The organism is Cyanobium sp. ATX-6F1 (genome assembly GCF_047395825.1).
In the GTDB taxonomy this organism is placed as follows: domain Bacteria; phylum Cyanobacteriota; class Cyanobacteriia; order PCC-6307; family Cyanobiaceae; genus ATX-6F1.
Genome location: NZ_JBCEBF010000001.1, coordinates 1574321 through 1597559 on the forward strand (window position 1 = coordinate 1574321; position 23239 = coordinate 1597559).

Genomic DNA, 23239 nt, shown 5'->3' on the forward strand with positions numbered 1-23239 from the left:
AACGCTACAAAGTGTTTCAGTTGCGTGCGTAGCCGTTGCAACAGGGCGCCGCGTCTGTGCGGATTTGCTGTTGTGCGTTTGGGGGCGCCCTGCGGAGCTCAGGACTGCTCGCGCAGCTGTTCCACGCAGCGGGTCACACAGGCCCCGTCGTCCAGGGAGCAGGTGGTGATGCACTCGAAGTACACCTCCATCGCATCGCCGGCGTTGTAGGCCTCGCTGTGGGAGGCCATCCCGGCGTGTTCCATGCCGGAAGCCACCACTGCCCAGGGGGCTCCACCCAGATTTCGGTTCCCATGTGTCCGTTACCCATGATCTCCACCAGAAGCGACGTCTTGTCAGCCTATGCACACCAACCCAGGGGCACCACTGAAATGAGTCTTCCTGCCTAAGGGACCGTGAAGTTGTGTGTTGCGCAGGCGGCGCGATGGCTTCAGCTCGCTTTGGCCTGAAGTTTGTCGGGAGGCCTGCTTAGCTTTGTTGGCAGCCTGTTTGGCCGCCTTGCGCTGGGCTTCCGCCTCCTGGCGTGCCAGTTCGGCCTCTTCTCTTTCTTGCTGAGGTAGTAGGCGTAGTCACCCCGGTAGAGCACCAGCTGGCCATCGCGGATTTCCACAATCCGGTTGGCCACCCGGGAGATGAAGTAGCGGTCGTGGCTCACCAGCAGGGCGGCGCCCCTCGTAGTCGATCAGGGCGTCCTCCAGCATTTGTTTGGCGGGAATGTCGAGGTGGTTGGTGGGTTCGTCCAGCACCAGCAGGTTGCAGGGGGAGAGCAGCATCAGGGCCAGGGCCAGCCTGGCTTTCTCGCCACCGCGGAAGCTTGCCGGCCTCCTTGAACACGCTTTCGTTGGAAAAGCAGAAACTGCCCAGCAGGGAGCGCACCTGGGTTTGGGTCCAGTCGGGAACGATCTCGAAGATCGTGTCGATCACGGTTTTGGAGAGGTCGAGGGCTTCTGGCTTGGTTTTGCTCGAAGTAGCCCGCCACCACGTTGTGCTCCCCCAGCCGGGCGGCGCCGTCTTCTGGTTGCTCACTGCCCATGATCAGCCGCAGCAGGGTGGATTTGCCGGCCCCATTGGGCCCTACAAAGGCAATGCGGTCGCCCCGCTCCACCTCCAGTTCCGCCCCTAGAAACAGGATCTGGTCGCCGTAGCTGTGGGTGAGGTTCTGGATCTCTGCCACCAGCCGCCCTGAGCGGGGGCTTCAGGGAAGCGGAAGCGCGGACCGCCGACACTCTCAATCGGGGCCTCCACGCGCTCAACTTTTTCCAGCAATTTTTCGCGGCTCTTGGCCTGGGTGGAGCGGGTGGCGCTGGCCCGGAAGCGATCGATGTAGGCCTGCTGGGCACTCAGTTCCTTCTGCTGACGCTCGAAGGCTGCCTGGGTGGCCTCGCGCTCCAAGGCTTTCTGTTCGAGGTGCTGGCTGTAGTTGCCGAGGTAGGTGCGCGATACCCCACGCTCCGTTTCCACGATCTGGTTGCAGACCCGATCCAGAAAGGTGCGGTCGTGGCTGATCACCACCAGGGCTGCGGTCTGCTCGACCAGGTAGCCCTCCAGCCACTGGATCGTTCTCCACATCCAGGTGGTTGGTGGGTTCGTCGAGCAGCAGCAGATCCGGCTCCTGCAGCAGGATTTTGCCCAGCGCAATGCGCATCTGCCAACCGCCGGAGTAATCGCCCACCAGCTGCTCGGCGCCCTCGGGCGTGAAGCCGATCGTGGGTAGCAGTTTGTCGATGCGGGCATCGAGCTCGTAGCCGTGCAGGCCTTCGAAGCGGCTGTGCAGCTGTCCAAGCTCGTGGATCAGCGCATCGAGATGGTCGGGATCGGTGGCCGCCTGTTCGCTGGCCATGGCGTGCTCCACCGCGTGCTGGCGCATCAGCACCTCAGCCGCTTCGCCGAAGGCCTGGAACAGCTCCTCCCGCACCGTGCGGGCCGGATCCACGTCGAATTCCTGTTGCAGGTAGGCAATGCGGGGTTCGCCCTGCTTCACCACCGCGCCGCTGCTGGGCTCTTCAAGCCCGGCGATGATCTTCATCTGGGTCGATTTGCCGGCCCCGTTGACGCCCACCAGGCCGATGCGATCGCCGGCCTTCACTTCCCAGGTGACGTCCCGCAGCACCTCACCGGTGGGATAGATCTTGCCGATGCGTTCGAGGCGGAGCACGGAGTCTGGGAAAGGCGAGGGGCGAGCAACCGGGCCAGCTGCTCCAAACCATCATCCCTGGTGGCCGATCGGGAGAGGGCTGGGCGCTGGGCTACCTGGTGCAGACTCCATTCAGAGAGCTCCTGTGCCAGCGATGATCAAGCGCTTAGAGCAGGTGGCGGCCCTGGTGGTCGCAGCTGGCCTGGCGATCGTCAGTTACTGGCTCTTCTTCAGTTGGGCCGGTGGCGACAGGGATCGGCGTCCCGACCGGGAGCGGAGCCTCAGAGGCCGCCCCGGGCCTTTACCAGCCACTGCTTGCTGTCGCTGTCATCGAGGCTGGCGACGTAACGGCGCACCTCATCAGCGGTGACGGGCAGGTTGAAAGCCGATCCGAGGTCGACAATCCGACCCACAGCGCCGTTGGGATCCTGCAGGGCCTGCCGGAACAGGGCCTGGGTTAACTCTTGGTCTGCGCTGATCCGGCCATAGAGCTCGGCGGCATTGCCTGCATTCAAGTTGCCTGCATTCAAGTTGCTGGCATTCACGTTGCTGGCAGTCATGGCAGACAGCTCGATGGGCCGAGGTTACTGGCTCTCAACCAATGGCACACAGCGCGATTGCGGCTTGGGCAGGTGCCATCAAGCCGCGCGACGGCCTTCGCCGCTTTCCGGCGTGCCGCAGGCGGAGGCGTCTTCCATGCTGCGGGCATCGAGGCAGAGCACTTTGCGCAGCTCGGCGTAGTTGGCGGCGAGGGCCTGGCGACCCTCCTGCTCGGCGCCGTATTCGGCCCGCTGCAGCACGTGATGCAGGTGGGTGAGCAGGTACGTGCTGATCACGGCCGACACCAGCACGTCGCTGCGCTCGGCGGTGCGGCGTTTGCGGCTGTTGGTGGTGGCTCCAGCAGAGCGGGTTGTGGAGGAACGGGGCACGGGGTGCACCTCCGAGGGGATGAATGCCATCAGCATAGTCTTGGATACTACCCTTGCCTATCTCTGTACACTCTTGGGTAGCCAGCAGGTCCTGGCTTTTGATTTCTTTCCTGATCCCCGCGTGGCGACTCGGCAGACCTCTTCCAGTGGCAAGCGCCAAATCGCCGCGCATTCAGGTGGTGTTGCCGGAAGACCTCTGCCAGCGCCTTGCTGAGCTGGCTGGAGCTCCGAATCCCGCACGGTCAGCAACATGGCCAAGGTGCTGATTCAGCAGGGGGTCGAGAGGCTGGAGCAGGCCCCAGTCCCGCCCGACCCCCGCACCCAGGCCGAGCTGCAGGCTGCCCTGTTCCGCCAAGGGCTGGAAGCCCGTCAGGGCCAGACCCCCCCAGCGCCTGCGCGGTGCACCGCGTCGGGTTCGGCTGCACCGTCCGGGCTGAACTGGAGCGTTCGCTCAGGCCTGGGGCCGGGCGCAGACCCCGAGCACCGCGGCCCGACTGGCTCCGGTGACCGATGGCGGGCTGCCCCGGTGGCCCCGGGCGTGCCACCAGGCGAGCAGGGCAAAGGCCAGGGCTTCGCGTTCGGCTTCACCGATGCCCAGCTCCTGCAGGGGGCGCACGATCAGGCCGCGGCAGCGCTGCCGCCAGTTGCTCCATCAGGAGGCCATTGCGGCAGCCCCGCCGGCCACCAGTAGTTCGATCGGTTGCGGGCCATGGCCCAGCTCCTGGGCGACGACGGCGGCGCTGAAGCCGGTCAGGGTGGCCAGGGCATCGTCTGGGGTTCGGTTCCCGAGCTCGCTGAGGCCGCCGTTCCAGGTCGGCTTGGCCGAACAGCTCCCGGCCGGTGGACTTCGGCGGCGGCGTTTGGAAGTAGGGCTCATTCAACCAGCGCCTCGATCAGGGCCTCATCGATCCGGCCGCGGCGGGCCCAGGCCCCATCGGCGTCGTAGGTCAGCTGGTCACCACTGAACTGGCGGGTGGCCAGATCCAGCAGGGTGTTGGCGGGCCCGCAGTCCCAGCCCCACACCGGCAGGTGGCGCTGGAGGGCCACTGACCGGCGGGATCAAGGTGAGATTGGCGATGCCCCCAGATTCAGCACCGCTCGCCAACCGCCGCTGCGTCCCAGCGAGGGCCTGGTCGGCGGGGGCACCAGTGGCGCCCCCTGACCGCCGAGGGCCAGGTCGGCGCTGCGGAAATCGAACACCACGGGTCTTCCCAGCAACTCGGCCAGCAGCGGCCCCTGCAGCAGTTGCCAGCTGGCACCTCGGCGGCCGGCCTGGGGCGGTCGGTGCCAGAGGGTCTGGCCATGGCAGCCCACCAGCTGGGCCCTGCCGGTTGGATCACAGGCTCGGGCCGCTAGGGCTTGCTGTTCGGTGACGGCTTCCGCCACCTCCAGCAACTCCGCCGTGCTGCACGGTTGCCCCTGGCCGATGCCGATCAGCTGGTGTTGCAGCTCGGCGGGGTAGGGGCTGAAGTGATGGGCGTCCAGGTGCCAACGCGGGTGTTGGGGTGGGCCGGTAAAGCTGGCCAGCACGGCATCCACGCCATCGGCGCTGGTGCCGCTCATCAACCCCAACACCCGCATCAGGCCCGATTCACTTGTTGGGCTGGGGAGTCATGCGCAGGTAGGGCTTCACTTCGGTGACGCCTTTGGGGAACTTGCTGCGGGCCTCGTCGGTGGGGATGGAGGGCACCACGACACAGTCGTCGCCGTCTTTCCAGTTCACCGGGGTGGCCACGGAGTGGTTGTCGGTGAGCTGTAGGGAATCGATCACCCGCAGGATTTCATTGAAGTTGCGGCCGGTGCTGGCGGGGTAGGTGATCTGCAGGCGCAGCTTCTTGTTGGGGTCGATGATGAACACCGAGCGCACCGTCAGGTTGTTGAGCGCGTTGGGGTGGATCATCCCGTAGAGATCGCTCACTTTCTTGTCGGCGTCCGCCAGGATCGGATAGTCGACGGTGGTGTTCTGGGTCTCGTTGATGTCGCAGATCCAGCCGTTGTGGCTCTCGGCGGAGTCCACGCTCCAGGGCGATGGTTTTGACGTTGCGCTTCTGCCACTCGGGGCGCAGCCGGGACACTTCGCCCAGTTCAGTCGTGCAGACCGGGGTGTAGTCGGCGGGGTGGGAGAACAGCACGACCCAGCTGTCGCCAGCGAAGTCGTACAGGTTGATCGGACCCAGCTGGGAATTCTGGGTGAAATCGGGAACGGTGTCGCCGAGTTGAAGGGCCATGGCAGCTGCAGGGCAAGATGCAACGAAGAGGTGATCGTGCCACAACTCAGCGCTCGGATGTGGTGTTCGTGGTCCCGCCGCCATCGACGGGCCAGCTGCGTAGCTCCTGGCGCAGGTGCTGCAGCCCCAGGCGAGGCGGTGGCCGAGACGAACAGAGCCAAGGGCTCGAGGGCCCGGGCCCGCTCCATTTCTCCGGCGGCACAGCGGTCGATTTGATTCGCAACTAGGCGCCGTGGAGCCACGGCCCCGAGCGAGTCGAGGATCCCATTCACCGTGCGCCACTGCTCCGGCCAGGCCGGATCGGACAGGTCGACCACGATCAGCAGCCCGTCGGCCTCCAGGGTTTCCTCCAGGGTGGAGCGGAAGGCTTCCAGCAGAGGCGGCGGCAGATCGCGGATGAAGCCCACGGTGTCGGTGACCAGCACCGGTTCCGGCAATTCGATCCGACGGGTGGTGGGATCCAGAGTGGCGAACAGCTTGTTCTCCGCCAGCACGGCCTGCTCCTCCGTGGCGCGGGTAAGGGCGTTGAGCAGAGAGCTTTTGCCGGCATTGGTGTAGCCCACCAGCGCCAGTCGCCGCAGGCCCTGGCGGCCGCGGCGCAAGCGGGCCCGGTGGTCGCCGAGCTGGGTCACCTCGCGCTGGAGCCGCTCGATCCGGCGGGCGATGGCGCGGCGGTCTTTCTCCAGCTGGGTTTCCCCGGCCCCCGGGTGCCGATGCCGCCCCCCTGCCGCGACAGGCTGCGGCCGCGGCCCGTGAGCCGTGGCAGCCGGTAGCGCAGCTGGGCCAGCTCCACCTGAAGGCGCCCGGCCGCGCTGGCGGCGCGCTGGGCAAAATGTCGAGAATCAGTTCGCTGCGGTCGCTCACCGGCAGGTTGAGCAGGCGCTCGAGGTTGCGGGCCTGCACCGGAGTGAGTTCCCGGTCGGTCACCACCAGAGTGGCGCCCACGCGCCGGGCCTCCAGCGCCGCTTCGAGCACCTTCCCTTCGCCCCAGAGGGTTTGGGGGGCCACCTGGCTGCGCCGCTGTTCCACCACCCCCACCGGCAGCGCGCCGGCACTGCCCACCAAGCCTTCCAGTTCGGCGATCAACCGTTGGGCGGCGCCCCGATCACCGGGGGTGAGGACTAGCAGCAGTACCCGTTCTGAGGTGGCTCTGGCCGGGGGAGCCAGCCGCCGTTGTCGCGGCTGGCTCATGGGAAGGGGCGATGCTGAGGTGATCGCGGTTGCAGAGTTGGAGCAGATCCGCCTCGTCGTCGCTCACCCAGGGGTCTGGGGCGTCGGGCTGGGCCACGAGCAGCTGCGCGGGCCAATGTCCCCCGGATTGGGGCTGGTCGCCAAAGCGCAGCCACAGCCGGGGCGCCAGATCCAGCCCCACGATCCCTTCCTGACGCCCTGGCTGGAGCTGTTTGGTGCGGCCGCAGCAGGTGAGCAAGCGCAGGTCTGTGCCCTGGCGGCGGTCGGAGCCAGGGAGGCGCTCCAGCAACCTGCCCGATTGCTCCAGGGGCCCCACCCACAGCAGCCGGCACAGGCCGCGGCCATCCACCACCAGGGTGAGGGGCAGCTCGAGCTCGCGGCTTTCGCCGGCCAGCCGTTGCAGGCAGAGCAGCTCGGCCACCTGGTCGTCGGGGTGGCGGCGGTGGCAGAGCCTCTCCAGGCGCCGTTTCTGGGACGGCCTCAGCCCGGCCGTGCGCCCCGCCAGGACGCCTTGCTTCACCACCGGTGGGCCAGGGGGCGAGGTGGTTCATGGGCGCTGCACCGTCACCCAGCGGATGCCGGCGGCGTGGGCCCCGGTGCCATCTTCCGGGCTGTCGCCCACGTGCCACACCTCTGAAGCGGTCAGGTTGAGCTGGGCCAGGGCCTGCTGGTAGGGCCGGGGATCGGGTTTGGCCGCTCCCACCGCCGACGACACCACCACGGCCTCTAGCCACTCTCCCAGGCCCAGGCTGTCCAGCAGCCCTGGCAGGCGGCTGTCGAAATTGCTGACCACCGCCAGCCGCAGGCCGCGGCGGTGCCAAGCCTCCAGATGGGCCGGTACGTCGTCGTAGACCCGCCAGAGGTCGGCCTGGGCAAAGCGGCGGAACAGTGCCCGTCCCAGCTCCGGTGGCGGCTCAGATTCCGCGCCGACGCCCTCGTCCTCTCCCTGGCCCTCGGCACCGGCGGCGGCCAGCACCTCGGCAATCCGGGCGCTCCACCAGCCGATCTCGGCCTCCTCCAGGGCTGGGCTGTCCAGAGCCGGGGAGGCCAGTTCTGGGAAGGCCAAGGGTGGCGCCTGCCGGTAGATGCGGGGAAAGTGCCGATCGATGGCGGCGGGATCCACCGTGAGGCCATGGTGGGCGGCCAGCTCGGCATAGGTGGCGCCCACGCTGCTGCGCAAACCGATCAGGGTGCCCATGGCATCGAGCAACAGGCCGCGCGGCGTCATCGCGGCCAGTCCGCCAGCCAACCGGCGGCCACCTTCAGCTGATGGGAGGGGCCCGGCAGGCGGGTCAGATAGGCCAGTTTGCGGATCTGGAATGCCGCCGCACCGGCCAGGGTGAATCCCCCGCCCGTGAGGCTGGCTTCCCCCTCGCCAAGGCTCATCATTTCGCCGAGGTCGGTGTAGTGGAAGGCCTCCAGCGGCTCCTGGGCCAGCGATTTCAACAGATTGCCGGCCAGGCACTCGGCCTGCTGGAAGGCCACCTGGGCGGTGGCGGGCAGGGCTTGGTCCGCGTCCTCGGCGTCCACGTGGGCGATATCGCCGAGGGCGAACACGTGGGGGTGATTGCGCAGCTGCAGGCTGGGCTCACAGACCAGCCGCCCGAGGCGGTCGGTCACAGCAGCAGGTTCGGGACTGAGCTCCGGGGCCTGGAAGCGCAGGCCGGCGGTCCAGATCACGCCATCAACGCTGAGGTGCTCGGGTCCGCTTGGTCCCTTTAGCAACAGGCCACCGACCTCCACGGCCTCCACATGGGTGTGAGTGCGCAAGCGCACATCCCGCCGCTGCAGGGCCAGATCCGCCTGCTCGCGGTTGAACGCTTTGGCCTGGGGCAGCAGACCTGGCCCCTGTTCAATCACCTCGACAATGGCGCTGCCCTGGAGTTGATCGGCCAGCTTGCAGGCCAGTTCCACGCCGCTGGCCCCGGCACCCACCACCGCCAGCCGTTGCAGCGGCCTGGCGCGCTCCTTGAGGCTGTGGATCAGGCGCTGCAGGCGCTCCACATCGGCCAGGGAGCGAAAGCCGAGGCTGTGCTCCGTGACGCCCGGAATTCCGAAACTGTTGGACTGGGCTCCGGTAGCGACCACCAGCCGGCTGTAGGGGAGCCTCGCCCCGCGGCGGTGTGCACCCGAGAGGCTGCGGTGTCGATCCGCACCACCCGATCCTGGAGCCAGGCCGCGCCTTTGCCGGCCAGAAGCGTGTCGTAGCGGGGGGCAATTTCCCAGCTGCGCAGTTCACCGCTGAGAAGCTCGTAGAGCAGCGGCAGAAATAAGAAGCGATCGTTCGGTTCGATCAGCAGGATCGGTGGATGCTGGCGCCGGGTGGCAAGCGCCAGGGCGGTGTAGAGCCCGCCAAACCCTCCTCCCACGATCAGCACCGGGGCCGTTGCCGGCGTCGCCACAGACTCCGCCATTGGTTGTGGTCCACTGCCAACACCGTCGATCGAACCCTAACCAGCAGCCCAGCCCAAGGGCGATGATGTCCTGATGCAGTCGGCCTCCGCCCCCACGCTTCCTCTCGATGGCGCCGGTCAGCCGATTGATCTGGCGGCGACACGGCAGCAGTTGGCCGCGCTGTCGGCCCAGGAGCGGCTGCGCTGGGCCCAGGACACCTTCGGGGCGGGGTTTGCCCTCACCACCAGTTTCGGCATCCAATCGGCGGTGCTGCTGCACATGGTGAGCGCGCTGGGCCAGCAAACCGGCCTGCCGGTGCCGGTGATCTGGGTGGATACGGGCTATCTGCCCGCGGAGACCTACCAATACGCCGATCGGCTCGTTCAGCAGCTTCAGCTCCACCTGGTGGTGGCCCAGTCGCCGATCAGCCCGGCTCGGATGGAAGCGCTGCATGGCCGGCTTTGGGAAACCGAGCAGGTGGGAGATCTCGAGCTCTACCACCGCATCCGCAAGGTGGAGCCCCTCGACCGGGCCCTCACCGAGTTGGGGGTGACCTGCTGGGCCAGTGGGGTGCGCGGCAGCCGAGACCGATCACCGCCGGGCTATGGAGCCGCTCGATCCAGTGCGGCAGCGCTGGTCGCTGCACCCGCTGCTGTCCTGGAGCAAGCGGGATGTGTACTACTACATGGAAGAGCACCAGTTGCCCCAGCACCCGCTGTTTGAGCAGGGGTATTCCACTGTGGGGGACTGGCACTCCAGTGCTCCCGACGCCGCTGATGTCAGCGGCCGGGCCACCCGCTTCGGTGGTCTCAAGCAGGAGTGCGGCATTCATCTGCCTGGGCTGATGGGCGAGGGCATCTGAGCGCCGATCCGGCTGGGCAGGCTCGTTGGCTGTTGATCGGCAACAGCCGATGGCACTGGGCCACGGGCCAACCCGGATCGCTTCGCTGCTGGAGCGGGGTTCCAGGCGCGGAGAAGCCTGAAGGGCTAACGGCCTGGGCCGCCGTGGGCCCGGTGCCCGCCTGGTTGCCGCTGGAGCGACGCGTGCTGAGCGGCGATGTGCCCCTGGGTGATCTGCCCGCTTGGTTGGGGGTGGATCGTGCTCTGGGTGCCTGGTGGGCCTGGCACCAGAGCGGGGCACCGGTGCTGGTGGCCGATGCCGGCACCGCCTTGAGCCTCACCCGGGTCAGCGCCGAGGGCTGTTTTGCAGGCGGACAGCTGCTGGCGGGTGCGGCCCTGCAGTTGCGGGCCCTGGGTGCCGGAACCGCCGGCTTGCCCGGGCTGGAGCTCCCCGTGGCGCTGCCTCAGCAGCGCTGGCCCAGTGCCACCGCTGAGGCCATGGCCGCCGGGGTGTTGCGGGGGTTGGCGGCCGCGGTGGCCCAGGCTGCCCGGGAGGCGGTGGCGGAAGCTCCTTGCTGTCGCCTCTGGATCACGGGCGGCGATGGGGAGCTGTTGTTGCCGCTGGTGCGGGAGCTGTTGGTGGAGGGTGACCTCCAGGTGCAGCCCGCTCCCGCGTTGGTGCTCGAGGCCCTGGCAGCCCTCAGGCCAGACCCAGGTCGCTGAGGATGGTGTCGGCCATGGTTTCGGCCTTCACCTTCGTGTAGATCTTTTCGAGCTTGCCATCGGCATCCACCACGAAGGTGTGGCGCATCATGCCCATGTACTCCTTGCCCATGAACTTCTTGAGTCCATAGCTCTCGTAGGCCGTCGCCACGGGGCAGGGCTCCCCATCGCTGAGCAGGGTGAACGGAAGGCTGTATTTGGCGATGAATTTGGCGTGGCTGGTTGCTCCGTCTTTGCTGATGCCCAGCACCGTGATGCCGTGCTGCGCAAAGGCGTCCCACTGGTCGCGGAAATTGCAGGCTTCCTTGGTGCAGCCAGGGGTGTCGTCCTTCGGATAGAAGTAGATCACCACCCGCTGGCCCTTGAACTGGGACAGGCTGACCGTTTCGCCCGCCTCGTTGGGCAAGCTGAAATCCGGGGCTGGATCACCGATCTTTAGGGCCATGGAACGCTCCAGCTTGGACGCAGAATTAAGACGCACGTGAGCCTAGGCATCGGCTTGGATCGGTCGCTGAAGGTTTCTCCTCAGCAGCCCCAGCTCTGGTTGGGCCCGCTGCGGGGCGCTGATCTCAGCAGCCTCTCGCCCCTGGAGCGGGGCTGGGGCGAGGGGCTGCCCGAGGGTCAGCGCCAGCGCTATTGGTACAGCCGGGCAGCACTACGGCAGCAACTGGCCGCCGTGCTGGGCCTGGGGCCGGTCCAGGTTCCCCTGCACAGCCCGCCCGGCTGCCCGCCCCGACTCGATCAGGGGTTGGGCTGGATCAGCCTCAGCCATAGCGGCGAGGGGCTGTTGATCGGCTACTCCCGGCAGCCGATTGGGGTGGATCTCGAACCGGCGGGCCGCCCCTTGGATGCGGCCGGGCTGCTGCGGCGGTTTTATCCCGTGGCGGAACAGGCGCGACTGCAGGGCCTGGCCGGGGAGGACCTGCGGCAGGCGGTGCTCACCAGCTGGGTGCTCAAGGAAGCCGCCATCAAATGGCGCCAGCGCAGTTTGGCGGCCGAGCTCAGCCAGTGGTGTTACGACGATTCCAGCGGGCGATTGCATCACTTGGGCGACGGCGTGCAGCCGGATTGCCGCAGTGCAGTGCATGCCGGTTGGCGTTGGGCCGCGGTTGGTGCTGGCTGTGCCGAGCCCAGCCTGCATAGCGCCTCGGCCCTTCGGTAGGAGAGCACGATTGCCATAATATTTAAGTTGCAACTGATGGCAGACTAGGTTTTCACTTTTGTGCCAATGTGCGCCATCCATTCCGCTTCTTTTCTGACATGCGGCAGTGCCTGACTAAGTTTGAATGGACTGATCCGTTATTCTTGTGATTATGCGTTTACTGTCGTCCCTTTTTGTGGGTACGGCCCTCTCGGTGGTGGCCCTGCCAATGTTGGCGGCTGGCAACAACAACCTGCCGGTTCGCTGGAGTCCCCATGGTTCGGTGCGACCCACTAATCAAGACGCCTTGAATACGTTTTTAGAGTCTGGCGAAATCATCAATCGGTGTCTGGAGCTTGGCTTGAATCGCTCCGGTTGGACCGCTGAAGAGATGCGTGAGGGCATGAAAAATTGTATGGCGTCGACTTCATTGGTGTTTCCCGCTTCCTTTTTTCGGAAGCTGGTGAAAAGTTCCTCAACAACCAAATCGCCAGCTATTTCCCCTCCCGGAGCTTAAATACCCACGTGATGCAGGCTCTGCGATCGGCGATCCTTGCGGACGCCCGTGACGCTCAGATCTCCTCGGCCGGCATCATCAATGCACTGTTAACGGATATGCGTCAGGCCGACTTCTGCGATACCACTACCGGAGCAAAAAGTGTCCGTGCTGAAGGCCCTTGCCAGGGTGATCCCCAGCCCACCTCCATGTTGTCGGGGTTTGTGTTCCTGCCCGCCTACATCCAGGCCAACCAGATGGCCGATCCCTTTGCCGACATGCGCGCTACCCATGCTCCTTTTCCGCAGGTACAGCCATAAGTGAGCCCGCTGCTCAGCGCTTGTGGGCGCGCAGCAGGGTGTGCGCCACCGTTTGGGGCAGCTGCTGGCCCAGGTGCCGTTGGAAGCCTTGTTGCAGCAGCTCGATCGCGGCAGGGGTTAGGGAGCCCCGCGCATGGCGTTCAGCTGCTGCAGATAGGTGCTCTCCGGTGCCAGCCAGCGTGCCAGCAGCACCGTTGATAGCTCCAGCTGGAGGGCTTCCTGCCAGTGCTGTTGCTCCACGCGCCAGCCCTGGTCGATCAGGGCTTGCCTGGCCAGCTGGCCAGGGTTGGGCTCCTGTTGCAGCTGTTGGCGTTCCAAGGCGCTGAGCTCCTCGAGCAGCGGCTGGAGGGCGGGCTCGGCTGCGCGGCTCAAGGCTTGCAGCCCGGCGGCTGGCCCCAGTTGGGGGGTGCTGAACAGCAGTCGCCATTGGCCGTTGGCACTCATCTGGGCTCCCACGGCGGCAATCCACGTGTCGATCTGTTGGGCGTTCAGCCCGCGCCAGGGTTGCCGTGCCACCGCCCAGTCGAAGCGCGACCCCTCCCCGGGCTCGAGTTGGGATCGGAGGCTGGCGGGAGCGTCGGCTTGTACCACCAGCAGTTGGGGTTGGCGCAGGGCATCGAGCACCTGCAGCTGGGCTTGCAGCCGCTCCAGGTCGGATGGTTGCCCCACGGTGATCACCACGCCGCCCTCCGGGGTGGCGGCGAGCGGGTCGAGGGCCCACAGCAACGATCGCGCCTCCAGCACCAGCACCCGGTCGTGCCGCTGCCAGTGGGCGCCGTCCCAGAACCGGCGTCTCAGGTCGTCGAGCCGTTCTCCTTCGGCGGTGGCCTGGCGCTGCAGCCAGCGCTCCAGCTGGGGATCGTCCGGGCTGCTGCTCAGCACATCGCCCTGATCGGCGGCCAGTTCGGCCGCGGCAGCCAGTTGGGCGGCCCGCCTTTGCTGCAGCCGTTCTCGCCGTTGGCCCTCCCAACCCAGGTTGCCGGGTTGCCAGAAGACCTCTCCCTGGAGTGAGTTGGGTAGGTATTGCTGGGCGACCCAGTGCTCGGCGTAGGCATGGGGGTAGCGGTAACCCACCCCATCGCCGAAGGCCTGGCCATCGCGATGGGCATCCCGCAGGTGGGACGGCACCTGTTGCCGGTTGGTTTCCCGCACGCTCTTAAGTGCGTCGAAGAAGCCCAGCACACTGTTGCTTTTTCCGCTCCAGCCAGGTAGAGGGCCGCCTGGGCAAGGGGGTAGAGCCCCTCGGGCAGGCCCACCCGTTCGAAGGCCGCCGCACAGGCTTCCACCACCACCACCGCCTGGGGATCGGCCAGGCCGATGTCTTCGCCGGCGGCGATCAGCATGCGTCTGAAGATGAAGCGGGGGTTCTCGCCGGCTTCCACCATCCGGGCCAGCCAGAACAGGGCCGCATCCGCGTCGGAGCCCCGCAGCGACTTGATGAAGGCACTGATCGTGTCGAAGTGGGCATCCCCCTGCTTGTCGTAGAGCACTGCCCGCTGCTGGATCGACTCCTCGGCGATCGTCAGGTCGATGACGATCTGGCTGTCGCCATTGGGCTGGGTGGTTTCCACCGCCAGCTCCAGGGCATTGAGCAGGCTGCGGGCATCGCCGCCGGCCACATCCACCAGGTGGTCGGCGGCCTCTTGGGTCACCCGGATCGACCGGTCGCCATAGCCCACTTCGGCGTCCCGCAGGGCCCGATCCAGGAGCTGGTGCAGGTGGGGTGGTTCCAGGGGTTGCAGCCGAAACAGCCGCGAACGGCTCACCAGGGCTTTGTTGACCTCGAAGTAGGGGTTTTCGGTGGTGGCGCCAATCAAGGTGAGCGTGCCGTTTTCCACCCAGGGCAGCAGGGCATCCTGCTGGGCGCTGTTGAAGCGGTGCACCTCATCAATGAACAGCGTGGTGCGCAGGCCGTGGCGGGCCAGGCGCTCCTTGGCACCGTCCACCTCAATTCTTAGATCCTTGACGCCGGCGAGCACGGCATTGAGGCTGCTGAAGTGGGCCCGGGTGCTGCCGGCGATGATCCGGGCCATGGTGGTTTTGCCCACGCCGGGTGGGCCGTGCAGGATCAGGTTGCCGACCCGGTCGGCGGCGATGGCGCGGCGCAACAGGCGGCCGGGGCCCAGGATCGATTCCTGGCCCACGAAGTCGTCGAGACTCCGGGGGCGCAGCCTGTCGGCCAGGGGCGCCACCTTCTCCAGGGTGATGTCGCGTTGATGGCTGAACAGGTCGCTCAAGGGCGCTCACGGGGATTCGCGGCAACTCCCGCCGCCACCCATCATCGGCCCGCTGGCGATACGCTCCGGCCATGCGGTCTGCCTGCTCCATCGTGCGCTCTTCCGCCCTCGGGGCCGGGCTGGCGACTGCCCTATCAACTGCAGTGGCAGCCGGGTTATTGCTGGGCTGCCGCCAGGAGCCTGAATCGGCCCGGCGATTGCCTTTGGTGCAGAGCCAGCTGATCGAGCCGGCTGCGTTTCAGGCCAGTTTCGACACGGTGAGCACCCTCGAGGCAGCAGCCGAAGTGAATCTGGCGGCCCAGGCCGGAGGGCGGATCCAGCAGTTGCTGGTGCGCCAGGGCGATTCGGTGCGCCAGGGCCAGTTGCTGTTGGTGCTCGACCAGACCCAGCTGCGAGCGGAGGTGGCCAGCCTCCGCGCCCAGATGCAGACCAACCAGCTCAACTACCAGCGCTACCAGGAGCTCGCCCGCCAAGGTGCCGCCAGCGCCCTGCAACGGGATGAATTCCGGCAGGCTTACGTCGCCGCGCGGGAGGCGCTGGTGGCGCGGCAGGCGGATCTGGCTTTCAAAGACCTTCGGGCTCCGATCAGCGGCATTGTGGCCGATCTGCGCGTCAAGCAAGGCGACGTGATCCAGCCGGGGGTTCCCCTCACTCGCTTGATTCGCAACGATCGCCTGCTCGCCCGCATCGATGTGCCGGCCGTTTACGCCGGGCAGGTGCGGACGGGCCAGCGGGTGCTGCTGCTCGATCCCGCCAGCTCCCAGCCCCTGGCGGAGGGTCAGGTGAGCTCGGTAGATCCGGGGGTGACGGCCTCCACCCAGACGTTGCTGGTAAAAGCCGCGTTTGCCAATCCCCGCCGCAACCTGCGCAACGGCCAGCGCAGCCGCACCCGCTTGGTGCTCGACCGACGTGAGGAGCTGGCGCTGCCCTTCACGGCGGTGACCCAACTGGCGGGCCAGTCATTTGTTTATGTGGTGGGAAGCCTGGCGGATCTGGAACGGCAACCTGGCAAGGCACCCATGGCAGAGCTGCGCAAACTGCCACCAGGCACCAGCTTTGCCCTGCAGACACCGGTGCAACTTGGCGATTTGCAGGACAATCGCTATCCCGTGCGGCGGGGCCTGCAGCCGGGTGATCGGGTGATCACGGCTGGCCTGCTCAACCTGCGCCACGGCGCTCCGGTGCAGCTGGCGGGGAACTCCGTCTCAAAAGCCCCATGAGGCAAGCAATTTCTGGATAGTCATTTAATTTGCGGGCTCATGCTCAAACTGTGTGGCCCGAGCGATTTCGGCGCTTTCTTTGGCGGGTCTGCTGCTGGTCGGGTGCGGAGCCAAGCCGGTGGCACGGCAGCCCCTGGTGGTGCAGACCGAAACCATTGCTGAGTCCAGCTTCAGCCCGTCGATCGAGGTGATCAGCCGGTTGGCATCCACCGCCGATGTGGCCCTGCGGCCCGAAGTGGATGGACGGGTCGTCAAGATCCTGGCAACCCAGGGGCAGCAGGTGAAGGCGGGCCAGCCCATCCTGGTGCTCGACAACGTGCAGCAATCGGCCAGCCTCGATGCCAGCAAGGCCGAGGCCCGTAAGGATCTCGTCAACGCCGAGCGCTACATCTTTCTGAACCAGCAGGGGGCAGTGTCCACCAAGGAACGCGATTTTTACGTCACCCAGGCGATTCAGGCCCGCGACCAGGCGCGAGCCAAGGCGGCTGATCTCGGCTACAAGTATGTAACCGCCCCGATCAGTGGGGAGATCGGCGATCTCGACACCGTCAAGCTCGGGGATTACGTGCGCCAAGGCCAGGCGATCACCGGCATCGTTGACAACCGGGATCTCTGGACCCTGATGGATGTGCCCGCCACCCAGGCTTCCCGGGTGAAGCTGGGCCAGTCTGTGCAGCTCCAGTCCCAGGGGAATCCGCCCGTCACCAACACCGGCAAGGTGGTTTTCATCTCTCCCTATTACGGCGTCAGTGGCACTGACTCATCGCCGAACACCGTGCTGGTGAAGGCGTCCTTCCCCAATCTCACCGGCAAGCTCAAGACCGGTCAGTTTGTGCGCAACCGAATCATCACCGGCAGCAGCCGTCAGCTCTCGGTGCCGGTGCAGGCCGTGATGATGCAGGCCCAGCAGCCGTTTGTTTACCGCGTCTTCCGCCTAAGCCAAGTGCTGGCCAAGATTCGGGCGTCCACCGAGATCCCAGACGCCCAGAAGCAGAAGCTGGAAGCCCTGCCTCCACAGACGCCAATCGTGGTGCAAACGCCGGTGGAAACTCGGCACCCTCGAAGGTAATCGTTATCCCTTGCTCTCTGGTTTGCAGGCTGGCGATCGGGTGGTGGTGAGCAATACGGCGCTGTTGCGATCCGGCATGCCGGTGAAGCTGGCCGAGGCCTCGGCGTCGGGTGGGAACTGAGGACCACCCATGTCACTCTCCGATAAGTTCATCAAGCGGCCGGTTCTGACCACCGTCTGCAGCATTCTGATCGTGTTGATGGGGATCATTGCGATCCCAAGCCTGCCGATTGAAAACCTGCCCAATATCGCGCCGCCGCTGATTCAGGTGACGGCAAATTACGGCGGGGCTAACTCGTTGGTGACCGAACAGGCCGTTACCAATCCGCTGGAACAGCAGATCAATGGTGTGCCTGGTGCGGCTTACATTTCTTCAACCAGCTCTAATACCGGCCAGAGCATCATTCAGGTTTATTTCGACGAGGATACCGATATCAATATTGACCAGGTGAACGTGCAGAACCGCGTGTCCCTGGGCATGCCCCAGTTGCCGCAGCAGGTGTCGGCCACGGGTGTGTCGGTGATGCAAAGCACTCCTCGATCTTGCTGGCCTATCAGGTCACTTCGACCCAGGGCCAATTTGATGCGCCTTATATTAACGGCCTCATCTACGAAGAGCTCTATTATCAACTTGGCAGGGTTCCAGGTGTTGCTCAAGTCAATTTGTTGGGCGGCAGTAATCCCGCCTTCTGGCTGTTCGTTGATCCATCCAAGCTCACCGCGAATCAGCTAACGGCCGACCAGATTGTCAGCGCCGTCCGAAGTCAAAATAGTGTCGCCATCGGCGGTCTGGTGGGCGGAGCGCCTGCTGGCGGTGATCAGTTGTTTGCTTACCCAATTTTGGTGGCCGACAACGGCAACTTGATGTCGGTCGAGCAGCTCAACGACTTGATCGTTGGCAAGTCTCCCCAGGGCAATCTGCTGCGCCTGCGCGATGTGGGCCAGGCCACCTATGGCTTCAACACCTTTGCCCAGCAGGCGGTCAGTTTCGATGGTTACCCATCGATCACCGTTGCGGTGTTCCAAACCCCTGAGAGCAACGCTCTCGATGTGTCGGAAGCCGTCGTGGCGGTGATCAACCAGTTCTCCCAGGCGGTGCCCCCCGGCGTCACTGTGACGCAGATCTACAACATCGGACAGTTCATCGAATCGGCCGTGGAGGGCGTCACCGATGCTTTGGGTCTGGCGATTGTGCTGGTGCTGGTGATCCTGTTTCTGTTTCTTCAGAACTGGCGCGCCACGGTGGTTCCCAGCCTGGCGATTCCGATCTCCCTGATCGGCACCTTTGCCTTTATCAAGGCGTTCGGCTTTTCGATCAACCAGCTCACCCTGCTGGGTTTGGTGCTCGCCACGGGTCTGGTGGTGGATGACGCGATTGTGGTGATTGAGGCCGTCTCCAAAAATCTTGAGCGCGGCATGAGCCCACGCAAGGCGGCGATGGAGTGTATGGGTGAGCTGATCGGCGCCCTGATTGCCACATCGTTGGTGCTAATGGCGGTGTTTGTGCCCGTGGCGTTCTACCCAGGTGGCATCGGCATCATCTACAAGCAGTTTGCGCTCACAATCGCTTTCTCAATCGCCATTTCCACGTTTAACGCCCTGACTTTTTCGCCGATGATGTCGGCTCTGCTTCTAAATCCGAGCAACCCCCAAAGCCGAAGGGCTGGGGTTGGACGGTTGGCGGTGTGGTGGTGGGTCTGGCGTTCGGCAGATTCAGTGCGGCGTCCTTCGGAGTTGGCTCCTATCTGTTTGGTGTGGTGGTGTTCGGCCTGGCCGGCAGCCGACTCGCCCTGATTTTCGATCGCTTCAACCAATTTTTTGCCTGGCTGCAGACCAGCTATGCCCGGCTGCTTGAGGTGCTGATCCGTAAGCGCAAATTCGTGCTGGCTGGCCTTGCTGGTGGCATCGTGCTCACGGTTTTGGCCTTTTCAGCCCTGCCATCGGCCTTTATTCCTGAGGAAGATCAGGGCTACGGCTTGGGCATTTACCAACTCCAGAATGGAGCCTCCCTGAGCCAAACTCAGCAGACCGGCCTAGAGATTGCCAAGGTGCTCAAGGCTGAGCCAGACATTGTGGCTGCTGCGGTGGTGAGCGGTTATGGCTTCAATGGCTCCAGCCCCGATCAAGGGGTGTTTTTCTTCGGACTGAAGCCTCTTGAGGAGCGCAGTGGTGCTGATCAGAAGGCCCCCGCCATTGTGGATCGCCTCAATACCAAGCTCTCGAAGATCAGCAGCGGGCTTGTGGTGGCGGCTCAGCCGCCCGCCATTCCTGGCTTTTCGGCCCAGGGTGGTTTCTACTTCCAGTTCAATGATCTGAGCAATGGGGCGTACAGCTTCAACCAGCTCGATGGTCTGGCCCAGCAGCTGGTGGCAGCGGGGACGGCTTCGGATCAGTTCTCCAGTCTGTATACCCAGTTCATCCCAAGTGCTCCGGCCTTCGGTTTGAAGATCGATCGCTCGATCATGGGGGCTTTGAACATCGACTTCCAGCAGGCGATGCAGACGATTGCTGTGCTCGCCGGTGGTAATTACTCGGGCCTCACCTATGAAAATGGACAGGTGCGCAACATCTATGTCCAGTCAGAGGCGTCTGGGCGCAGCACCCTGGAGGATGTGCTCAGTTACTACGTGCGCAACCGCGACAACAAGCTGGTGCAGGTGAGTGAGTTTGCCTCATCTGAGCTCACCAGTGCACCTCCGGTGATCAGCCACTACAACCTCTACCGCACCGTGCTTGTGCAGGGTGCTGAGGCGATTGGAAAAAGTTCGGGCCAGGCTCTGGCGGCGATTCAGCAGATCTTCAAGCAGCAGGATTTCAACAATATTGGCTATGCCTTCACCGGCCTGGCTTCGCTGCAGCTTTCGGCCGGTAGCGCCAGCGTCCTAGTGTTCGGCCTGGGCATCCTCATCGTCTACCTGGTGCTCTCCGCCCAGTACGAGAGCTATGTCACCCCGGTGATCATCCTGATGACGGTGCCGCTGGCCATGTTGGGTGCCCTGGTATTTCTGGCGTTGCGCTCGATTGACCTCAACATCTATGCCCAGGTGGGTTTGGTCACCCTGATCGGCCTGGCGGCCAAGAATGGCATCCTGATTGTGGAAGTGGCCGAACAGCATCTTGAGGAGGGCATGGGCGTTGCCGAAGCGGCCATGGCCGCCGCCGAATCCCGCATGCGACCGATCCTGATGACCGCGATCGCCTCGCTGGCCGGCTTCCTTCCCCTGGTGGTGGCCACCACCGCCGGTGCCAATAGCCAACAGTCGCTGGGTACGGTGATCTTTGGTGGCCTGCTGGTGGCCACGGTGCTGTCGCTGGGCGTAGTGCCTCCCTTCTATGTGCTGATCAAGCAGCTGGAGGAGCGTTGGTTTGGTGAGGGTGGTAGCGGTGATTCCAAGCCCGCTTCTGTTCCCACCACTTCCGGGCCGAATTGATGGCTGCAAATCCCCGTCACTCAAGGCCTTGGGGATTCGGCTTGTTCACGAGGATTGTCTACGTCAATCAGGCTGTTTGCTTGGCTTTGTTTGTGGGAAGGGTTGCGGCTGGACCCAGCCCCGTGGCATCGATGAGCTTCTCGTGCCGCATGTTATGGGTATTGTGATTTCATCTGCCGTTATGCTTTCTATGTTTGGCGTTGCGACCAGGAAGTCGCCGAAAGCCCTTTCTTGGTTTCGATTGATCTTGTGGATTGCGGTTGTCAAGATCTTGATTGTTCAGCTGTGGCTGCTGGCCCAAGGTGAAATAGAATTAGCCTCTTATTTTCGCGCCATTTTGATCAATGAGCTAATCGCGATTCCTCTGGCCTGTGTACTGCTCTAGGCCTACTCATTCCAGATATCTGTCTTCCCTCAAGTGCTCGGCTGATTCTGCAGCGGCTTGAGGCTTCTCATTGCTGCTCTTAACGGTTGGGCTGGGTGTGATGCGGATGATTGGCATCGAATCACGTGGAAGCTTGAGATGGCCAGCTGCACATCATTGAGGTTGAAATTGGTGGGGCGGTACAATCAAGCTGTGTGAGGGCTAAATCGATGTTGATTCAGCATTAATCCACTTTCGCTCCTTCAGATTGTACGCTTAAGATCATCATTCTCTGAACAAGAAAAATTAATTGTGTGGTGCTCCAGCCGGCCATCAATACCCCGTTAACCCCCTCTCCCACCCTTAGCAATTGCCAGCATTTAGCCAGTGTTATATCGCCATATCCAACTGTTGTGAATGTGAAGCCTGAGAAATATAAACTTTCTTCTAGGCCGTGAATCGCGCCGACGTAGCGGTAGACCCATGCCCATAGGACAATGTCCAAAAGTAATGTTGCTGCCGTCATCAATGCTCCAGTTGCGACTAATAAGAATCGTCGTTCGCTGCTTTTTGAGCACCAGCAGCTAACTGTTCCCCTGTGAACCAGATCTGCCTGTATGAACGTGACCAACGTATGAATGGTCGTTGTGGCAACGAGCATCCCCAACACAATTCCAAGAAGTGTGCTGATTGCTTGACAACTTGACTGGCGAGTTGTTGCAGGATGACCACTTAAGATCACCCCGACTGCAGCAGCAGTGGCTAGCAAGAACCACCGCATCTGTTTCCAGTTCATTGGATATCCGAGACTCTATGTTGATTCAATTGACTTCGTCTCCAAAATTGCTTATAGGCGGCTTCTTATACAAATTCAAAGAGTCTAATTAAAAATACCTTAGTTTAAATCTCAGCTAAAATGCGATCAATGACTTTGCTCCTGAAAGAACTAGAAAATGGACCACAGTCACCACTGTGGCTCATCCCATCAAGCTCACTTCTTTCAACCCTTCCAGCTATCATGGTCTGATTCCAGTTTGAGTTTCTGATTATAGGCAATCGGCCTGGGTAGGCAATTTGCCCGATAGCTGCCACAGGATCAGCTGTGCCAACAAGAGTCGAAATCGTAGTAATCTTCTCTAGATCGTGGTTTGCACTGAATACTCCACACAAGGTTATTACTTGGATTTTAGAATTGGTTAAGCGCCTGAGATATTCAGCAGCACCAAGAGCAATCCCTCCACCTCCACTATAGCCAAGCAAAACAACTCGCGATCGTCGACCTAGTCGAAATCCGGCTTGATGTAGTTGATAGCAAATTTTTAGGGCATACTGGTAATTCGCAATTGGCCCATACCGGCCATCGGATGATATTCCAACTTTGATTATATTATTGGCTTGAACTAGGTGGATGCCAGTAGTTTTGATATTTTGCTTGGATGACTTTCTTGGATTGAGAATAAAACCCTCCATAGACGACTACTGCCTTTGTCTTCCTCTAATGATACTGGTAAAACAGTGTAAATCTCTGTCCCTTTAATTAATGCGAAGTCTGCAGGAAGTCTTGATTCAAGCTCATTTAAAAATGCAGTGATCTTTGGTGGATGATCCTTTGTCCGCTGGTGTATGCCATCAAGATATACCACAAAATTTGAAGGGTAACTATGCAAATCGTCGCTGTTACTAGAATCAGAAACAAATATGGTTCTCCGCAACTGGCAATCCTTTGCACCACCCTGCCCAAACAGTCAGATGAGTGACAACTGAGTATATCCCTGCAGCGGGTATAATTAATAGTACCATAAGACCAAGCAGGTTTAGTATGATGGCTAACTCTTCGGGATCAATCTCTTTTGTAATATTCTTATATTGTGAATTGATAAGGAAATCGTGATCAAGAGGATAACACCAACAGAATACAATACGAACTTCAGCTTGTTCTTGATGCTGAATCCTGATATCCGTGCCGCTTGCGAGCTTTCTTGATCCATCTTTTTGCTCTCAGGAAGTTGAGATTTCATAAAACAGTAGGATTTATCGTGTACTATTGCTTAGTATTGTGCAGCTTTGCGCCATCCATCTTTAAATTGTATCCATACAACAACCAGCACAAGCAGGAAAGAAGGGAGGGCGATTTGGAATGCTGTTGCATACGTTGTATCAAAAATAAATTGTGTGAGCACAATCTTGTTCAGAAAAAAGGTTGCCCACAGAAATACAGCAATTGCATTTCCTATATAGGGTGCCGCAGAAAAGATGTAAAATAAGCCGGGGAGGATAATGAGTGGTGCAAGGCCGTAAAGCTCGGCAAAGTTAATGTTGCCATCAATAGCTACTTCGTACAAGACAATCGTAAGAATTGTTCCCGTACAATGTAAAATTCCTATCACAAGGCTATCAATAATGATACGAAGTACAATTGTTTGCGCTGTAAGACGGTTTGCGATTCCCGCGAATATACGGGAAAGGCTCATTGAGAGTCCAACCAGGAACAACAAAAGCAAGAAATCAATCCTGCGAAAGGG

Annotated in this window: 16 protein-coding genes and 10 pseudogenes; 9 read left to right on the plus strand and 17 right to left on the minus strand. The window is 62.6% G+C overall.

The window, feature by feature from the left end:
• Window positions 1-98: 98 nt before the first annotated feature.
• From AAF143_RS09010 to AAF143_RS09070, 13 genes and pseudogenes are all read right to left on the minus strand, one after another.
• Window positions 99-245, minus strand: coding sequence for a hypothetical protein (locus AAF143_RS09010; RefSeq protein ID WP_414026814.1), 147 nt, complete (start codon window positions 243-245; stop codon window positions 99-101).
• A 207-nt stretch (window positions 246-452) separates the two neighbouring features.
• Window positions 453-2155 (minus strand): annotated as a pseudogene (locus AAF143_RS09015) (ABC-F family ATP-binding cassette domain-containing protein); the annotation flags it as partial.
• Window positions 2156-2415: 260 nt separating this feature from the next.
• On the minus strand, window positions 2416-2694 hold the full coding sequence (locus AAF143_RS09020; protein WP_254988856.1) for a hypothetical protein: 279 nt from the start codon (window positions 2692-2694) through the stop codon (window positions 2416-2418).
• 78 nt (window positions 2695-2772) lie between these two features.
• A complete protein-coding gene (locus AAF143_RS09025; protein ID WP_233128780.1) occupies window positions 2773-3093 on the minus strand; it encodes a hypothetical protein in 321 nt (106 codons plus the stop codon).
• 421 nt (window positions 3094-3514) lie between these two features.
• Entirely contained in the window at window positions 3515-3679 is a 165-nt protein-coding gene (locus AAF143_RS09030) for an anhydro-N-acetylmuramic acid kinase (protein ID WP_414026815.1), read from the minus strand.
• A gap of 36 nt (window positions 3680-3715) precedes the next feature.
• Window positions 3716-3940 carry a hypothetical protein gene (locus AAF143_RS09035; protein WP_414026816.1) on the minus strand — a complete coding sequence of 75 codons (225 nt, stop codon included), beginning with the start codon at window positions 3938-3940 and terminating at the stop codon, window positions 3716-3718.
• Window positions 3937-4644 (minus strand): annotated as a pseudogene (locus AAF143_RS09040) (anhydro-N-acetylmuramic acid kinase). The gene AAF143_RS09035 and the pseudogene AAF143_RS09040 overlap by 4 nt, the downstream one beginning before the upstream one ends.
• 10 nt (window positions 4645-4654) lie before the next feature.
• Window positions 4655-5291: pseudogene (locus AAF143_RS09045) on the minus strand (peroxiredoxin).
• 293 nt (window positions 5292-5584) lie between these two features.
• A pseudogene (hflX, locus tag AAF143_RS09050) lies at window positions 5585-6084 on the minus strand (GTPase HflX); the annotation flags it as partial.
• Window positions 6085-6182: 98 nt separating this feature from the next.
• Window positions 6183-6482, minus strand: a pseudogene (locus tag AAF143_RS09055) (GTPase HflX); the annotation flags it as partial.
• Complete coding sequence (locus tag AAF143_RS09060) at window positions 6397-7002, minus strand: hypothetical protein (RefSeq protein ID WP_414026817.1); 606 nt, start codon at window positions 7000-7002, stop codon at window positions 6397-6399. The pseudogene AAF143_RS09055 and the gene AAF143_RS09060, both read right to left, overlap by 86 nt.
• A 27-nt stretch (window positions 7003-7029) precedes the next feature.
• Window positions 7030-7731 carry an HAD-IA family hydrolase gene (locus AAF143_RS09065; RefSeq protein ID WP_414026818.1) on the minus strand — a complete coding sequence of 234 codons (702 nt, stop codon included), beginning with the start codon at window positions 7729-7731 and terminating at the stop codon, window positions 7030-7032.
• Window positions 7707-8896: pseudogene (locus tag AAF143_RS09070) on the minus strand (NAD(P)/FAD-dependent oxidoreductase). Before AAF143_RS09070 ends, AAF143_RS09065 begins: the two are co-directional and overlap by 25 nt.
• Window positions 8897-8969: 73 nt before the next feature.
• On the opposite strand from AAF143_RS09070, the pseudogene AAF143_RS09075 reads away from it, so the two are divergent.
• Together AAF143_RS09075 and AAF143_RS09080 are read left to right on the plus strand one after the other, a co-directional pair.
• Window positions 8970-9738 (plus strand): annotated as a pseudogene (locus AAF143_RS09075) (phosphoadenylyl-sulfate reductase).
• Between the two features lie 143 nt (window positions 9739-9881).
• The gene (locus AAF143_RS09080; protein ID WP_254988849.1) at window positions 9882-10439 is read left to right on the plus strand and encodes a type III pantothenate kinase; all 558 of its coding nucleotides are present in this window, start codon (window positions 9882-9884) and stop codon (window positions 10437-10439) included.
• Here AAF143_RS09080 and bcp read toward each other — a convergent pair.
• On the minus strand, window positions 10417-10884 hold the full coding sequence (bcp, locus tag AAF143_RS09085) for a thioredoxin-dependent thiol peroxidase (protein WP_254988848.1): 468 nt from the start codon (window positions 10882-10884) through the stop codon (window positions 10417-10419). The genes AAF143_RS09080 and bcp overlap by 23 nt on opposite strands.
• Window positions 10885-10920: 36 nt before the next feature.
• On the opposite strand from bcp, the gene AAF143_RS09090 reads away from it, so the two are divergent.
• Window positions 10921-11601 carry a 4'-phosphopantetheinyl transferase family protein gene (locus AAF143_RS09090; protein WP_255001558.1) on the plus strand — a complete coding sequence of 227 codons (681 nt, stop codon included), beginning with the start codon at window positions 10921-10923 and terminating at the stop codon, window positions 11599-11601.
• Between the two features lie 390 nt (window positions 11602-11991).
• Entirely contained in the window at window positions 11992-12396 is a 405-nt protein-coding gene (locus AAF143_RS09095) for a hypothetical protein (RefSeq protein WP_414026819.1), read from the plus strand.
• 117 nt (window positions 12397-12513) lie between these two features.
• On the opposite strand, the pseudogene AAF143_RS09100 reads toward AAF143_RS09095, so the two are convergent.
• A pseudogene (locus tag AAF143_RS09100) lies at window positions 12514-14633 on the minus strand (AAA family ATPase).
• A gap of 92 nt (window positions 14634-14725) precedes the next feature.
• Here AAF143_RS09100 and AAF143_RS09105 point away from each other — a divergent pair.
• The 5 genes and pseudogenes from AAF143_RS09105 to AAF143_RS09125 all read left to right on the plus strand — a co-directional run bounded on the left by AAF143_RS09105 (window position 14726) and on the right by AAF143_RS09125 (window position 20738).
• Complete coding sequence (locus AAF143_RS09105) at window positions 14726-15853, plus strand: efflux RND transporter periplasmic adaptor subunit (RefSeq protein ID WP_414026820.1); 1128 nt, start codon at window positions 14726-14728, stop codon at window positions 15851-15853.
• A 79-nt stretch (window positions 15854-15932) separates the two neighbouring features.
• Window positions 15933-17043, plus strand: a pseudogene (locus AAF143_RS09110) (efflux RND transporter periplasmic adaptor subunit).
• A 78-nt stretch (window positions 17044-17121) separates the two neighbouring features.
• Window positions 17122-18716: pseudogene (locus AAF143_RS09115) on the plus strand (efflux RND transporter permease subunit).
• Window positions 18614-20353 carry an efflux RND transporter permease subunit gene (locus AAF143_RS09120; RefSeq protein ID WP_414026821.1) on the plus strand — a complete coding sequence of 580 codons (1740 nt, stop codon included), beginning with the start codon at window positions 18614-18616 and terminating at the stop codon, window positions 20351-20353. The pseudogene AAF143_RS09115 and the gene AAF143_RS09120 overlap by 103 nt, the downstream one beginning before the upstream one ends.
• 76 nt (window positions 20354-20429) lie before the next feature.
• Window positions 20430-20738, plus strand: a complete 309-nt coding sequence (locus tag AAF143_RS09125) for a hypothetical protein (protein WP_414026822.1) — start codon at window positions 20430-20432, stop codon at window positions 20736-20738.
• A gap of 223 nt (window positions 20739-20961) precedes the next feature.
• Here AAF143_RS09125 and AAF143_RS09130 read toward each other — a convergent pair whose 3' ends face one another.
• Both AAF143_RS09130 and AAF143_RS09135 read right to left on the minus strand, forming a co-directional pair.
• The gene (locus tag AAF143_RS09130; protein WP_414026823.1) at window positions 20962-21513 is read right to left on the minus strand and encodes an ion channel; all 552 of its coding nucleotides are present in this window, start codon (window positions 21511-21513) and stop codon (window positions 20962-20964) included.
• A 1252-nt stretch (window positions 21514-22765) separates the two neighbouring features.
• The gene (locus AAF143_RS09135) at window positions 22766-23188 is read right to left on the minus strand and encodes a hypothetical protein (protein ID WP_414026824.1); all 423 of its coding nucleotides are present in this window, start codon (window positions 23186-23188) and stop codon (window positions 22766-22768) included.
• Window positions 23189-23239: the final 51 nt, after the last annotated feature.

What these genes read in the sequence shown, in the direction of transcription:
- AAF143_RS09010 (WP_414026814.1), bottom strand. Translation starts at nt 245, where the DNA reads ATGGAACACGCCGGGATGGCCTCCCACAGCGAGGCCTACAACGCCGGC.
- AAF143_RS09035 (WP_414026816.1), bottom strand. Translation starts at nt 3,940, where the DNA reads ATGAGCCCTACTTCCAAACGCCGCCGCCGAAGTCCACCGGCCGGGAGC.
- AAF143_RS09135 (WP_414026824.1), bottom strand. Translation starts at nt 23,188, where the DNA reads ATGAGCCTTTCCCGTATATTCGCGGGAATCGCAAACCGTCTTACAGCG.
- AAF143_RS09025 (WP_233128780.1), bottom strand. Translation starts at nt 3,093, where the DNA reads ATGGCATTCATCCCCTCGGAGGTGCACCCCGTGCCCCGTTCCTCCACA.
- AAF143_RS09020 (WP_254988856.1), bottom strand. Translation starts at nt 2,694, where the DNA reads ATGACTGCCAGCAACGTGAATGCCAGCAACTTGAATGCAGGCAACTTG.
- AAF143_RS09130 (WP_414026823.1), bottom strand. Translation starts at nt 21,513, where the DNA reads ATGAACTGGAAACAGATGCGGTGGTTCTTGCTAGCCACTGCTGCTGCA.
- bcp (WP_254988848.1), bottom strand. Translation starts at nt 10,884, where the DNA reads ATGGCCCTAAAGATCGGTGATCCAGCCCCGGATTTCAGCTTGCCCAAC.